This is a genomic window from Erythrobacter sp. S259, from assembly GCF_057364965.1.
Genome location: NZ_CP200286.1, coordinates 1,238,714 through 1,252,833, shown reverse-complemented (window position 1 = coordinate 1,252,833; position 14,120 = coordinate 1,238,714). Strand labels below are relative to the sequence as shown.

Below are 14,120 nucleotides of genomic sequence, written 5' to 3'. Positions count from 1 at the left end.
TAGCGCAAGCTCACTCGGTCTCGCTCGTGCCTTCCGGCCCTTCAGGAGACGTTTCATCCCCGCCGCCGCGCCGTTCGACCATTTCCTCGACCACCGCTTCTTCGCCTACGTTCTCAGGCTCTTCGGTTTCGTCGATTTTCACAGCTGAGACGACATGTTCGTTCTTGCCCACGTTGAACAGGCGCACACCGGCGGTGTTGCGGCCAAGGACACGCAAGCTCTCAAGCCCAATGCGGATTAGCTTTGCCTGATCGGTAACGAGCATTAACTGGTCGCCTTTGGCCACGACAAAGCTCGCGACGACCGGCCCATTGCGCTCGATATTGTCGATATTGACCACGCCTTGCCCGCCGCGCCCGGTTTTCCGGTATTCGTAGGAGCTCGACACCTTGCCATACCCATTGGCGCATACGGTGAGGATGAACTGCTCTTTGCCGGTGATCTCTTCAAAGCGCTCCGGCGTCATATCGGGCTCGCCTTCGCGGTCCGCCTTGTAAGGTGCGAATTTGAGATATTGCTCGCGTTCCTCGGCGTCGGTGCCGGTGGCGCTGAGCGTCGAGAGCGAGACGACCTCATTGTTATCGGCAAGCTTCATGCCCCGGACGCCGGTTGAAGTGCGAGACGTGAACTCGCGCACGTCCTCTGCGGCAAAACGGATTGCCTTGCCGGTCTTGGAAGCGAGCATGACATCATCGCCCGCTTCGACCAAGCGCACACCGATAAGGTGGTCGTCGCTACTCTCGTCGAACCGCATGGCGAATTTACCGTTGGATGGAATATTGCTGAAAGCATCCATCGAGTTGCGGCGCACATTGCCTTTGGCCGTGGCGAACACGACCGAGAGCGCGCCCCAAGTGTCCTCATCTTCGGGCAGCGGCAGAACGGTCTGGATCGTCTCGCCGTCATCCAAGGCTGGAAGCAGGTTGATGATCGGACGCCCGCGCGTGGTTGGCCCGCCTTCGGGCAGTTTCCAGACCTTGAGGCGGTACACCTTGCCAGCGGTTGAGAAGAACAGCACAGGATTGTGCGTCGATGTGACGAACATCTCGGCGATGGCATCCTCGTCCTTGGTCGACATGCCAGCGCGCCCCTTACCGCCGCGATTTTGTGCGCGGAAGGTGCTGAGCGGCGTGCGTTTAATATAGCCGTCCAACGTAACGGTTACGACCATATCATCGCGTTCAATCAGGTCTTCGTCGTCGAGGCCATACCAGGCAGGCGCAATTTCAGAGACACGCGGAGTTGCATAAGTCGCACGGATCGCCTCAAGCTCCTCGCGCATGACAGCATAGAGCTTCGCCCGGTCGGCAAGGATTGAAAGGTATTCTTCAATCTGATCGGCGAGCTCTTTAAGCTCATCCCCAATCTCATCGCGGCCAAGCGCAGTGAGGCGGTGGAGGCGCAGATCGAGGATCGCTTTCACCTGACGCACGGACAGGCGGTACGTGCCGCCTTCCTGGTCAGCGGAAGGCTCGATAGCCTCAACCAAGCGGATGTATTGCGCTATATCGCCGATCGGCCATTCTTTAGCTAGCAAGCGTTCCCGTGCGGTTGCCGGGTTTGGTGCGCCGCGAATGATCGCGACAATCTCATCGAGGTTGGAGACCGCGACTACAAGGCCGAGCAAGATATGTGCACGTTCACGGGCACGGTTCAGCTCAAACTTGGTCCGCCGAGTGATCACCTCTTCACGGAATTGGATAAACGCCTGGATGAAGTCGCGCAGCATCAGCGTTTCAGGACGCCCACCGCGAATGGCCAGCATGTTCGCAGGGAAGCTGGACTGCGCAGGGGTGTGACGCCAGATTTGGTTCAGAACCACCTCTGCGGTCGCATCACGCTTAAGGTCGATGACCACGCGAACGCCATTGCGCGAGCTTTCATCTCGGATGTCGGAGATACCCTCGATCCGCTTTTCCTTGGCAGCATCGGCGATCTTCTCGACCAATCCAGCCTTGCCGACCTGATAAGGAATGGATTTGAAGACGATGCTTTCGCGGTCGCCTTTGCGCGTCTCAATCTCATGACGGCAGCGCATCAGGATCGACCCGCGACCCGTGGTGTAGGCCGATTTCGCACCGCTTGTGCCAAGGATCAGCGGAGCCGTCGGGAAATCGGGTCCCGGAATATACTCGATCAGCTCTTCCGAAGTTATCGCCGGGTTGTCCATAAAGGCAAAGCAGCCGTCGATCACCTCGCCAAGGTTATGCGGCGGCACATTGGTTGCCATCCCCACCGCGATCCCGCCTGCGCCATTGACGAGCAGATTGGGGAAACGGGCAGGAAGAACCGAAGGCTCTTTCTTACGGCCATCGTAATTGGGAACGAAATCAATCGTATCCTTGTCAAGGTCATCGAGCAGCGTATCCGTGACCCGCGCAAGGCGCGCCTCGGTGTACCGCATGGAGGCCGGCGGATCAGGGTCCATCGAACCAAAATTCCCCTGACCATCAATCAGCGGCACGCGCATCGACCAATCTTGGGTCAAACGCGCCAGAGCATCGTAAATTGCGCTATCGCCATGAGGGTGGAAATCACCCATCACATCTCCGACAATCTTAGCGCTCTTCACATAAGGCCGCCCGGCGACAAAATTGCCGAGCTTGGATGCGTATAGAATGCGGCGGTGCACCGGCTTTAACCCATCGCGCACATCAGGAAGCGCCCGGCTGACGATCACGCTCATCGCATAATCAAGATAGCTGGTCTTCATCTCATCGACGATGTCAATGCGATCGTAGTCTCCTGATGGCGCGGGAGATGTGGGTTCGAGAATGTCGTTATCGTCGCTCAAGGAAGTGCCTTTACGCTCGCTCTACTTTTTCAGGCTCAATGTAGGCGTTTAAGCGATCGAGTGCCACCGACTGGCCCCAAGTTACCGGTTCATTCTTGGCTTTTTCCACATTTGGAACTGTGCACGGCAGCCCAAGGACCTTTGATGAGAAATTGCGAACTATAATTGCGCGATTGAGACCGATATGTACGCCCCATTCAATCCTCGTTCAGCACGCTTCCTCTAGTACCAATTGCAATAGGACACCGCCTCGTTCATTGAGCGGTCTAGAGATTCTTTAAGCAGCCGCACCCCCAACGGACGGCTGAATAACCATTTGCTAGAGGGACCCAGAATGATCACATTTCTCACGCGTAAAAGTACCTCTCCGCTCGCCCTCGCCATTGCTTTGGCAACCGGCGGCGCAGTTGTTGCAACCGCTGTAATGCCGACCGAGGTTAGCGCGCAGCGCAAAAAGAAAAAAGATGAAAACGATGGCGGCGGATATTCTCAGGAATTCCGCGAGGTCTACGTGCCGATTGAAGAGCTTCTGAAAGATGAGACAGCGGATATCTCGGGTATTTCATCCCGGTTTGACGCTTTAACCCCGCTTCTTATCTCAGCTGATGAGAAAATGGCGGGCGGCAATTTGATTTATAACGCCGGTATTCGTGCAGACGATAAAGGTTTGCAGTTGCGTGGTATGGAAATACTGATCAGCAGCGGCAAAGTTCCTGCTGAACAAACCGGTCGTTACAACTTCATCGCCTATCAGCTGGCCAACCATCAAGAAATGAACCAGAAAGCCCGCACATATTTGCAAGCGGCTATCGACGACAACTTCACCACGGCCACGATCAACCCCTCGATCATGCGGGTGACGATGATGGAAAATCTCTTCAGCAGTGGCGAATACGAAGCGGGCTATTCATACCTGCGCGATGCCGTCGCGGGCCAGAAAGCTCAAGGTCTCCCAGTTGACGAAACCTGGTATCGGCGCGGGGTCACCGTTGCGTATGAAAACGAGCTTTCTCCGATGGTCTATGAGATCGCAAGCCTGTGGCTCGCTGATTATCCGACAAAGTCGAACTGGCGCGATGCGGTAAATATTGCGCGTAACTTGAATGATTTTGAGTCTGGCGAGATACTTGATCTTTTCCGCCTTGCCCGCGCTGCTGGTTCGCTCAGCGATGCGGCTGACTATGACTATTATGTTGAGGTGGCCGATGCCCGCCGGCTTCCCAGCGAAGTCAAGAACGTAATCACAGAAGGAAAGGCAGCGGGCGTTCTGCTCGACAGCAATCTGTTTATCGCCGAATCGCTAGGCATCGCAAACAACCGGCTCGCGGCTGACCGCGCAGACCTTCCAGCGCTGGAACGTGACGCCTCCGCGCCGGGTGCAGGGCTCCGCACGGTTGTGGCCGCTGGCGATGCATTCTTGAGCTACGGCGAGTATGCAAAGGCCGCCAAGTTCTACGAGCGCTCGCTCACTATGCCGGGAGCGAACGTCAACGAGGAGCTTAACCGGCTTGCTATTGCGCAAATTGGTATGGGCAACCATACAGACGCAATTGCGACGCTTGACCGGATCACAGGCACGCGCAAGCCAATTGCGCTTTTGTGGACCGCCTATGCTAATCAGCAGCAAGCTGAAACTGCTCCCGCAGCTGCACCTGCCCCGGCCGTGGTGCCTTCAAGCGCTCCTGCAACTGCGGGCACGAGCGAGTAACATTTCGCACAAACGTAACAATGGGGGCGCCGGGACTTTATTCTCGGCGTCCTTTTTTTGTTTGGGCCTGCTGGCAGCTATAACTCGGGCAGAAAAGCGCCTGTTTCCTCATCAAGTGAATACAAGACGCCCTCAGCAATAGAGAAGTGCGCACCGCGCAATTTGAGAGTTCCCGCGGCTTCCTTTTCAGCAATCCAAGGAAATGTGCGAAGGTTGCTGAGGCTTTGGCGGACTGCGGCAAACTCCATTGCTAGCTCCGCTTTGCGCCCTTCGGTGCCGTATTTGCGCGCCACATTGTCGCGCGCCTCGTCAAGCAAGCCCACCCAATTGGCGATAAACGCACCTTCACCCGGATCGGCGCTCTCGAACGCCTTTGTGAGCGCCGCCTGGCAGCCCCCGCACCGACCGTGGCCCATCACCACAATCTGGGCGACTTGAAGCATCTGCACCGCAAATTCGACCGCAGCTGAGACACCTTGCTGACCTCCAGTGATTTCAAATGGCGGCACCAGCGCGGCGACATTTCGGACGACAAAGATATCGCCGGGATCCACATCGAAAATTTGAGCGGGATCAACGCGGCTGTCCGAACATCCGATGATCAAAAGCTTTGGATGCTGACCATCCGCGATGGTCTCATCAAACCGCGCCTTTTGGCGCGGATAAGTGTCTTCTCGAAACCGGCGATAGCCTTTCAGAAGCTCGGCATATTCTGGCACGTATCATCCCTCCGCGAGCGCCGCGGAGAGTGGGGCTCTTATGTGAACCGCTCGCCGCGAATAACTTGGACATCCCCCATGCTTAGCAAGAAGCCGAAGTGTGTAAGCACAGGTGCAAGCTCCTCTGCAAGAGCCTGAGCCTTATCTTCCGCAGCAATGGTGAGAACGAAGACTTTATCAGTCCCCAGCACGCTTTCTTCGCGCCAAATACCCTCACGCCCTTTGCCCGAGCTTACAGGCAGAATGGTCCACCCCGCAATTCCAACCTTCTCAATCGCATCGGTGACGCGGGCTTGAAGCGCTTTATCGGTAAGGATCTCGATGCGTTTGCGAGTGACTGTTTCAATCATAGAACCCCTCCATTTACGCCCGTCAACATGGCTGCAAAGGCGCTGATCACACCAATATTGATAAGCACGTTGAAAGGGAAGGTGATGCTCAAAGACATGGTGAGATATATTCCCGGGTCAGCTTCAGGAAGTGCAAGCCGCATGGCCGCAGGCACCGCGATATAGCTGGCACTGGCACACAGAACGCCTAGCGCGGCGGACGAGCCTGTATCAAGCCCGATCCCCACGCCAAGTGCGGTTCCGACAAGGCCGTTTACGATGGGCAAAAAGATCGCAATCGCGGCCAGACGCCAAGTGACCGAACGCGCGTCCATCATCCTTCGCGCTGCGATCAAGCCCATATCGAGCAAGAAGATGCAAAGGACGCCTTTAAACCCAGCTTCGAAGAAGGGGCTCACAGGAGCAAACCCTTCTGCGCCGCCGATCATGCCGACAACGAACGCTCCCAAAAGAAGCATGATCGAGGAGTTCGTGAACACCTCATGTAGCATTTCGCCTGTGGTTTGAGTTCCGCCCGAACTGCCTAGACCGCGTGCGAGGATGAGGCCGCTTAGAATTGCAGGGGCTTCCATTGCTGCCATGACGGCAACCATATAGCCGGCGGGTTCGCGTGCTTGCCCGGTGAGAATTTCTGTGGCGGTCACAAAAGTCACCACACTTATCGACCCATAGTGCGCTGCAACTGCGCCCGAGTTGATCTGGTCGAGCTTTCCAAACGTTTTGAGCACACCGTAGGCAAAGAATGGCAGCAGGAAGCCGGCAACAATTCCCGCTCCGAGCGCCGAAACCACGGTCGCATCAATGCCTGACTTAGAGACAGCCACCCCGCCTTTAAGACCAATCGCTGCCATCAGATAAAGCGACATCGCTTTGGCGATTGGTTCGGGGATCGCGAGATCAGATCGCACAAAAGCTGCGAACAAGCCGAGCACAAAGAATAACACTACAGGCGATGAGAATGTCTGAATTGCAGTTTCTAGCATTACGTGCCCCGCAAGAGGTGTGTCTGTTGCACCCCATTAATCCTTTTGGCCCGTGAGTGTTCCAGCATTTCTGGCATAGACCACGCGGCCTATTCACCAGCTTGCTTGCGGGAGGAAGTCATCGCGCCTAAATGGAGGTGTATGAACGACCTATCGAAAACGCCCGAGGCCGCACCGGAGGGCGAACGCCCACAGCGCCAGCGCAAACCCGACTGGATTCGCGTCCGTGCGCCGGTCAGCAAAGGCTATCATGAGACGCGCAGGCTCATGCGCGAACTCAACCTAAATACGGTGTGTGAAGAGGCCGCTTGCCCCAATATCGGCGAATGCTGGTCAAAAAAACATGCGACCGTCATGATCCTTGGCGATGTGTGCACGCGTGCTTGTGCTTTTTGCAATGTAAAGACCGGCATGCCGCGCGCAGCTGATCCGATGGAGCCGGAAAACACAGCTGTTGCTGCGGCCAAAATGGGCCTGGAGCATATCGTGATCACAAGCGTTGACCGCGACGATTTGCCTGACGGCGGGGCGGGGCAGTTTGTAAAGGTGATCGAAGCTCTGCGCCGTAATACGCCCAATACAACGATCGAAATTCTCACTCCCGATTTTCGCGGCAAGATGCGCGCTGCGGTTGAGGCGATCTGCGAGGCGGGCCCCGATGTCTACAATCACAACCTTGAGACCGTGCCCCGGCTTTACCCCACCATTCGCCCTGGTGCGCGCTATTATTCATCGCTGCGACTGCTAGAGGAAGTGAAATCGCATAACCCTCTGATCTTTACGAAGTCCGGCATTATGCTGGGCCTGGGTGAGGCACGCCTGGAGGTGCATCAGGTGATGGATGACATGCGCTCTGCCGAGGTTGATTTCATCACCATGGGCCAATATCTCCAACCCACTCCCAAACACGCTAAGGTCGAAGAGTTCGTAACGCCTAAGGCGTTCAAAGCTTACGGCTCCATCGGACGCGCCAAGGGCTTCCTTCAGGTCGCATCAACGCCTTTAACGCGCTCGAGTTATCATGCAGGCGATGATTTCGCGGTGATGAAAAAAGCGCGCGAAGAGAAATTGCGCAAGAAAGACCGCCTTAGCCTCTGATGGTTGGAATTCGAGAAACCCGCAGGCTGCCGTATAGCGCTGAACAGATGTACGATCTGGTTGCCGATGTCGCGCGATATCGCGAGTTCTTACCATGGGTTATTGCGACGCGTGTGCGTTCTGACAACGAGACCGAAATGCTCGCCGATATGGTGGTCGGCTTTAAGTCGATCCGCGAAACTTTTACTTCGCGCGTAATCAAAACACCCCCAAGCGAAATTGCAGTCACATACGTCGATGGGCCCTTGTCCGACCTTGACAATGTCTGGACCTTCCGCGCTGTCGATGACACCACTTGCGAGATCGACTTTGTGGTCAATTTTGAGTTCAAGAACCGGGTTTTTCAGGCGTTGGCAGGCCAATATTTTGACCGCGCATTTCGCAAGATGGTCGCCGCTTTTGAAACGCGGGCAGGCGAACTTTACGGCAGCAGCAATTCCAGCGCGCAAAGCGTCGCCTGACGCCGGATTTCGGCGCGGCCACCTGGGCCATCGCCGCCTTCGAAATGTTTAAGCTCGCCCTCAGGCTCGCCTTCGGAATTGCGGGTGACGCGGGCGAACACAACTGTTCCAACAGGCTTCAATTGGGTGCCCCCACCGGGCCCTGCAACGCCGCTAATGGCAACAGCGACATCCGCGTTCGAGCGCTCAAGCGCGCCTTTGGCCATAGCCCACACGCAAGCAATGGAAACTGCGCCGAATGTCTCGATGATGTCTTGCGCAACCCCGAGTGCATCCATCTTGGCCTCGTTGGAATAGGTCACAAAACCCCGGTCCAAAACCGAAGACGAGCCTGCAATCTCAGTGAGCGCTCCAGCGACGAGACCGCCCGTGCAGCTTTCAGCGGTCGCCACCAGTCGGCCAGCTTTCGCGTTCTCTTCGACCACGCGGGCAGCAAGCTCGGATATTTCATCGGGGAGTAGATAGGTGCTCATCGCTCTTAGGCTCCTATGGCTTGCCGCAAATTAGTGGCCGCTTGACCGAGGGCGTCGTCAACGCAGGTCGCCGCCTAGCTCTTACAAATCTCAGGATTATCGAGATTGGATTGCTTAGCAAGAAACGCGGTCAGACTGGCGATGTTTTCAGGAGGGAGGGGCGCAATTAGTTCCATAGCTTGGGCGATGTCAGCGCAGGTCTCGACCTTCATATTGCTGACAAGACGGTCGTTGACCATCTGGTCAAGCATAACATCGGTAAGCGGGCGAAGCGTGTCCTCGGGCATTAGCGCGATCACTTGCGCCACCGGATCCTCCCCGCCGTTCTTGTCTGCGTTCGACGCCATGAAGACTTTGAGTAGTCGCAAAGTGCCGGGCCAGCTAGCATCGGCTTTGCCTCTGAATTGATTGATAAAAGCATCCGCCTCATTCTTCATGAAGCTGCTTGATGCGAATGTTGCGGCACACGGTGCCTGGATCGATTCGTAGACGATCGGCAACGCATAAGTGACCGTGTCGGCGAGATCTTGAGGAGCGACACATTGCTCCTGGGCGCTTGCCGCTTGAGCGCTGATCAAGGCCGAAAGGGCAACACATGCGCTAACAAATTTGCGTTTCATCACGGGGTCTCCTTTGCGATGAGTGAAACGATAGCTTGCGCCGCGATCCCCTCATTTCGGCCGGTAAAGCCAAGTTTTTCGGTGGTGGTGGCCTTGATGCTCACTGCAGGTTCTCCAAGGCCGGTCATCTTTGCAACCTCGGTGCGCATGGCAGTGCGGTGTGGGCCGATCTTTGGTGCTTCGCAAATAATCGTGAGGTCGATATTGCCAATTTGGTAGCCTTGGTTGCTCGCAAGTTTCACCGCGTGCTCGAGAAATTGCCCTGAACGCGCACCTTTCCACTGCGGGTCGCTGGGAGGGAAGTGTGTGCCGATATCGCCATCGCCAATTCCGCCAAGAACCGCATCGGTAATCGCATGGAGCGCTACGTCTGCATCAGAGTGCCCGCTCAGACCGTGGGAATGGTCAAGCTTTATTCCGCACAGCCACAATTCCTCGCCTTCTTCGAGACGGTGGACATCATAGCCTTGCCCTATGCGAAATGGGGGTGTGCTCATGGAGCGTTTCCGATCTTCCTCAAAATCCTCGGCGAAAGTAATCTTTTTCAGTCGCTCATCGCCGTGCACCAGCGCAACTGAACCGCTCATGTCTTTGAGGTAAGCGGCGAGAACTTGTGCATCATCGCCAGCATCGCTTGCTGCGTCCCAGCTGCGGTGCGCCGATAGTATTTCGGCAAAGCGAAAGGCTTGCGGTGTCTGAACCCGGCGCAGAACTTCTCTTTGAGCAGTACCTGCCATCGTGCCATCATCGCTTGCTACAGCAAGGCTATCGACCACCGGCAGCGCCGGGATGGCGCCCGGGTGTGCCTGCAGAGCTGCGATTAGGTTGGCAATTACGCGCTGCGGCAGATCAGGGCGCGCTGCATCGTGGATCAAAACGGACGGCGGAGGGTTTTCCGCTGTGTTCATGGCCTCAAGACCGTTACGAACAGAGGCCTGCCGCGTTGCCCCGCCATGAATAAAAATTAGTCCATCAATGCCGTCCAAGGCTTGCCTCGCATCGTCCTTACCATCAGCAGAAACCACCACAATCAACGGCGCTGCCCCTGCTTCCGCCAGGCTTTCCACCGAGTGCCTAATAAGAGGTCTGCCGTGATATTGGCGAAATTGTTTTGGAGTGTCTCCGCCCACTCTAAGCCCTTTGCCAGCAGCAACAACAAGCGCGCCAAATGGGGGAGGGGGTGGCCTTGGGCATGAGGCATTCGCGCTTAAGGTCTGGACGCAAACTTGGCAATCCACTATGCGCTGCACAAATTTTGAGCACCCCTGTTAGCCTGTCTACCCAAAGCCCCTTAGAAATTATGTCAGATATTCCGAAACCACCTGCGCTAAAGCCGATCAACATCGGGCCTGTTACGATTGACGAGCCTGTCCTGCTCGCACCGATGACGGGGGTGACGGATATGCCGTTTCGCACTCTTGTAAGACGCTATGGGTCGGGGCTCAATGTGACGGAGATGATCGCGAGCGAGGCCGCGATCCGAGAAACGCGCCAATCGGTGCAAAAGGCGGAGTGGGACAAGACGGAGGAACCCGTTTCCATGCAGCTGGTTGGATGTGATCCGGGCTCTATGGGCGAGGCGGCAAAGCTTCAGGAAGGCAATGGCGCTGCGATCATCGACATCAATTTCGGCTGTCCGGTGCGCAAGGTGGTCGGGCAATTGGCGGGCTCCGCCTTGATGCGCGAAGTGCCGCTTGCGACTAAGTTGATGGAAGCGACGGTCAAAGCGGTCAATGTGCCTGTTACCGTCAAAATGCGCATGGGATGGGATCACCAGAGCCTCAATGCCCCTGAGATGGCGCGCATTGCTGAGGATTTGGGCGTCAAGATGATTACCGTCCACGGCCGCACTCGCAATCAGATGTACAAAGGCAGCGCTGACTGGTCCTTTGTCCGCAGTGTGAAAGAGGCAGTTTCGATCCCGGTGATCGTCAATGGGGACATCTGCACCATTGATGACGCCTCAAAGGCGCTTGAACAATCGGGCGCAGATGGGCTCATGATTGGCCGAGGTGCATATGGGAAGCCGTGGCTGCTTGGCCAAGTCATGCATTGGTGGCGGACAGGACAGTCCATTGCGACACCCAATTTTGACGAGCAATATGGGGTTCTGGTTGAGCATTATGAGCGGATGCTTGACCATTATGGCCGCGATGTCGGCACGAAAATCGCGCGCAAACATCTGGGCTGGTACACCAAGGGAATGCATGGCTCAGCCGACTTTCGCAATAAGGCCAATTTTATCGACAACCCCGACCAAGTTCTGGGCGAAATTGAACGGTTTTATGAACCCTTCTTGGGCCGCACAGCCAAAGCTGCATGATACAGCAGGACCATTTGGGGAGCCCGGGTGCTGGCGAGCAGATCGCTGGTTTGCTTTTTGCGTTGCTGCTCGTTGATCCTGGTTTGCGCGTAGTGCAGCTTAATCAATCTGCGGAGATCTTGCTGGGCAAAAGCGCCAAGCGGATCCTTGGCAAGAACCTGATTGAGTTCATCGGTCCATTGGACCCGCGCGTAGAGCAGCGGCTAGCAATCAGCGATGCTCCCCTAGTGGCGCGGGAAATCGCGATCACTACGGGCGAGATGGACAAGCGCGTAAACTTAACCGCCTCGCCGCTTAGCAGCCATCCCGGATGGCGCGTGATAACCCTGTCGGAATTAGGGCACGAGGAGAGCGGCAATGAGGATGAGCTTGCTTCTTCCATGGGCGCGCCCTCAATCCTTGGGCACGAGATCAAAAACCCTCTTGCTGCCATTCGCGGCGCGGCACAACTGGCCGCGCGCAAGCTCACGGGGGCAGATACGAAACTGGCGACAATGATCACCGATGAGGTGGACCGAATTGTTCGTCTGATTGACCGAATGCAGCAATTAGGCTCCCGTACTGCTGAGGAAACAGCCGCCTGCAATCCGCATGAGGCTATCCGCTCGGCAATCGCAACCGTTCGCGCTGGGGGCAGCTCTAGGGCCGAAATTATCGAGGAGTTCGATCCTTCACTTCCGCCTGTGCTCGCCAACCGCGATGCTTTGGAGCAGGTGCTTATCAACCTCATTTCAAACGCGCGCGATGCGGTGAACCCATCGACACAAGGCCAGGTGAGGGTGCGCACCCGGTTTATAAGCGGACTTGCCTTTAGTGCTATCCGGTTTGGAAGGGCTGTTCGCCTGCCGATTGAGATCACCATTAGTGACAATGGGCCGGGGGTTGATCCCGCGATGCGCGATCATATTTTCGAACCCTTCGTCTCCTCCAAACAATCGGGTCAGGGTCTGGGCCTCGCTCTGGTTCGAAAGCTTGTTCACGACATGAACGGTTCAATCAGCCACGAACGCGATGCAAAGCGCGGTATCACCCGGTTCCGCGTCCACTTGCCGCTAGCCGACAGCTAATCGGCGCAAAGCAGAAATCCGAGAGGCATGATGTCCCAAACAATTCTACTGGTAGAAGACGACAGCGCGATTGCGATTGTCATCACAGCTGCGCTCGAAGATGAAGGTTTTGAAATAACCTGCTCATCCACAATTGCCGGGCGTGATATCTATCTAGCTGATCGCGCCTTTGATGTGATGCTCACCGATGTGATGCTTGAAGACGGCGACGGTTTGCAGACCCTTTCTGCGGTCCGGAGCGCCGCACCTGATATGCCGATTATCGTCTTATCGGCGCAAAACACGCTCGATACAGCGGTGCGTGCAAGCGATAACGATGTCTTTGAATATTTCCCCAAACCGTTTGATCTGGATGAGCTTGTTCGCGCGGTGAAACAAGCGGCGGACAGCCGGCGGGAGCGGGCTGTTGCTTTGCCTCAGAATGAGGAGGGGGACGGCATGCCCCTCGTGGGGCGAAGCGCGGCAATGCAGTCGGTTTACCGCATGATGACAAGGGTGCTGCGCAATGATCTGACCGTTCTGGTCACCGGGGAAAGCGGGACCGGAAAAGAGCTCGTCGCAGAAGCGATCCATCAACTTGGCAGCCGGCACACAGGACCATTCGTCGCCGTCAACACTGCCGCCATTCCGCATGATCTGGTGGAAAGCGAGCTGTTTGGTCACGAGAAGGGGGCCTTCACCGGCGCGGTTGCGCAGGCAATCGGCAAATTTGAGCAGGCCAATGGCGGCACGCTTTTCCTCGATGAGATAGGGGATATGCCCCAAGAAGCGCAGACGCGCCTGCTAAGAGCGCTGCAATCGGGGCGCATAAGACGGGTCGGGGGCAGACAGGAGATTGCGGTGGACGTCCGCATTATCGCTGCGACCAACCGTGATCTCGTACCTTTGATCGAAGCAGGAAAGTTCCGCGAAGACCTGTTTTATCGCCTCAACGTGGTGCCAATTGAACTGCCTCCCTTGCGCGAGCGGCGCGAAGATATTGAGGTTCTGGCACAGCATTTCCTTGCGCAGGCAGCCGATGAGGGCTTGCCCCAGCGTTTGCTGACAGCCGAGGCTGCGCAAGGCCTTGCAAAGCGGCATTGGCGCGGCAATGTGCGCGAACTGCGTAACGCGATCTACCGCTTGGCTGTGATGAGCCGAAAGGATGAGATCGACAACGAGGTCCTGATCGACACCCTTGGGGATGAGCGCGCGTTTAATTCTCCTGATGCCGATGATGACCATCCTGATGCGGAAATTGGTGCAGCGCTTGAAAGGTGGCTTTTGCGGCAAGACCCACCCCATGGCATGGTGTATGGAAACGCCTTGTCGGCCTTTGAAAAGCCATTGATCGAATACGCGCTTCGCCAGACCGGCGGCAATCAATTGCGGGCTGCCAAGTTGCTGGGCATCAATCGCAACACTTTGCGCAAACGTGTCACCGAGCTTTTGATAGAACCTGATCGCTTTTCCAGACCGCTTTAACGCAGTTCGCGGCAAATATGTCACTTTTGCCTTGCGTAAATGCAACACCCACGTTGAAAC

General features: G+C 56.4%; 13 protein-coding genes. 6 read left to right on the top strand and 7 right to left on the bottom strand.

From position 1 onward, the window contains the following. Window positions 1-10: 10 nt before the first annotated feature. Entirely contained in the window at window positions 11-2,794 is a 2,784-nt protein-coding gene (gyrA, locus tag AC0V60_RS05930) for a DNA gyrase subunit A (protein WP_486177582.1), read from the bottom strand. 334 nt (window positions 2,795-3,128) lie between these two features. Here gyrA and AC0V60_RS05925 point away from each other — a divergent pair, with 334 nt between their 5' ends. Beyond that, a complete protein-coding gene (locus AC0V60_RS05925) occupies window positions 3,129-4,502 on the top strand; it encodes a hypothetical protein (protein WP_486177581.1) in 1,374 nt (457 codons plus the stop codon). 77 nt (window positions 4,503-4,579) lie between these two features. Here AC0V60_RS05925 and AC0V60_RS05920 read toward each other — a convergent pair whose 3' ends face one another. The 3 genes from AC0V60_RS05920 to AC0V60_RS05910 are packed head-to-tail and all read right to left on the bottom strand — an operon-like array spanning window position 4,580 to window position 6,554. Beyond that, window positions 4,580-5,221 carry a carbonic anhydrase gene (locus AC0V60_RS05920; RefSeq protein ID WP_486177580.1) on the bottom strand — a complete coding sequence of 214 codons (642 nt, stop codon included), beginning with the start codon at window positions 5,219-5,221 and terminating at the stop codon, window positions 4,580-4,582. A 38-nt stretch (window positions 5,222-5,259) separates the two neighbouring features. After that, window positions 5,260-5,571, bottom strand: coding sequence for a P-II family nitrogen regulator (locus tag AC0V60_RS05915; protein WP_486177579.1), 312 nt, complete (start codon window positions 5,569-5,571; stop codon window positions 5,260-5,262). Further along, entirely contained in the window at window positions 5,568-6,554 is a 987-nt protein-coding gene (locus AC0V60_RS05910) for a sodium-dependent bicarbonate transport family permease (protein ID WP_486177578.1), read from the bottom strand. The genes AC0V60_RS05915 and AC0V60_RS05910 overlap by 4 nt, the downstream gene beginning before the upstream one ends. Window positions 6,555-6,695: 141 nt before the next feature. Between AC0V60_RS05910 and lipA the strand changes: the two genes are divergently transcribed. Beyond that, window positions 6,696-7,652: a lipoyl synthase gene (lipA, locus tag AC0V60_RS05905; protein WP_486177577.1), complete on the top strand. Its 957-nt coding sequence runs from the start codon at window positions 6,696-6,698 to the stop codon at window positions 7,650-7,652. Next, window positions 7,652-8,113: a type II toxin-antitoxin system RatA family toxin gene (locus tag AC0V60_RS05900; RefSeq protein WP_486177576.1), complete on the top strand. Its 462-nt coding sequence runs from the start codon at window positions 7,652-7,654 to the stop codon at window positions 8,111-8,113. The genes lipA and AC0V60_RS05900 overlap by 1 nt, the downstream gene beginning before the upstream one ends. On the opposite strand, the gene AC0V60_RS05895 is transcribed toward AC0V60_RS05900, so the two are convergent. The 3 genes from AC0V60_RS05895 to AC0V60_RS05885 form a co-directional block, all read right to left on the bottom strand. Continuing rightward, window positions 8,074-8,586 carry a CinA family protein gene (locus tag AC0V60_RS05895; protein ID WP_486177575.1) on the bottom strand — a complete coding sequence of 171 codons (513 nt, stop codon included), beginning with the start codon at window positions 8,584-8,586 and terminating at the stop codon, window positions 8,074-8,076. The two genes, AC0V60_RS05900 and AC0V60_RS05895, sit on opposite strands and share 40 nt — an antisense overlap. Before the next feature lie 74 nt (window positions 8,587-8,660). Continuing rightward, window positions 8,661-9,206 carry a hypothetical protein gene (locus AC0V60_RS05890; protein ID WP_486177574.1) on the bottom strand — a complete coding sequence of 182 codons (546 nt, stop codon included), beginning with the start codon at window positions 9,204-9,206 and terminating at the stop codon, window positions 8,661-8,663. Next, window positions 9,206-10,444 carry a bifunctional 2-C-methyl-D-erythritol 4-phosphate cytidylyltransferase/2-C-methyl-D-erythritol 2,4-cyclodiphosphate synthase gene (locus AC0V60_RS05885; RefSeq protein WP_486177573.1) on the bottom strand — a complete coding sequence of 413 codons (1,239 nt, stop codon included), beginning with the start codon at window positions 10,442-10,444 and terminating at the stop codon, window positions 9,206-9,208. Before AC0V60_RS05885 ends, AC0V60_RS05890 begins: the two co-directional genes overlap by 1 nt. Window positions 10,445-10,506: 62 nt before the next feature. Between AC0V60_RS05885 and dusB the strand changes: the two genes are divergently transcribed. Genes dusB through AC0V60_RS05870 form a run of 3 tightly spaced genes read left to right on the top strand, consistent with a single transcriptional unit; the run spans window position 10,507 to window position 14,060 of the window. After that, window positions 10,507-11,529: a tRNA dihydrouridine synthase DusB gene (gene dusB / locus AC0V60_RS05880; protein ID WP_486177572.1), complete on the top strand. Its 1,023-nt coding sequence runs from the start codon at window positions 10,507-10,509 to the stop codon at window positions 11,527-11,529. Beyond that, complete coding sequence (locus tag AC0V60_RS05875) at window positions 11,526-12,596, top strand: two-component system sensor histidine kinase NtrB (RefSeq protein ID WP_486177571.1); 1,071 nt, start codon at window positions 11,526-11,528, stop codon at window positions 12,594-12,596. The genes dusB and AC0V60_RS05875 overlap by 4 nt, the downstream gene beginning before the upstream one ends. Before the next feature lie 30 nt (window positions 12,597-12,626). Further along, window positions 12,627-14,060, top strand: a complete 1,434-nt coding sequence (locus AC0V60_RS05870) for a sigma-54-dependent transcriptional regulator (protein WP_486179452.1) — start codon at window positions 12,627-12,629, stop codon at window positions 14,058-14,060. The last annotated feature ends 60 nt before the right edge of the window (window positions 14,061-14,120 follow it).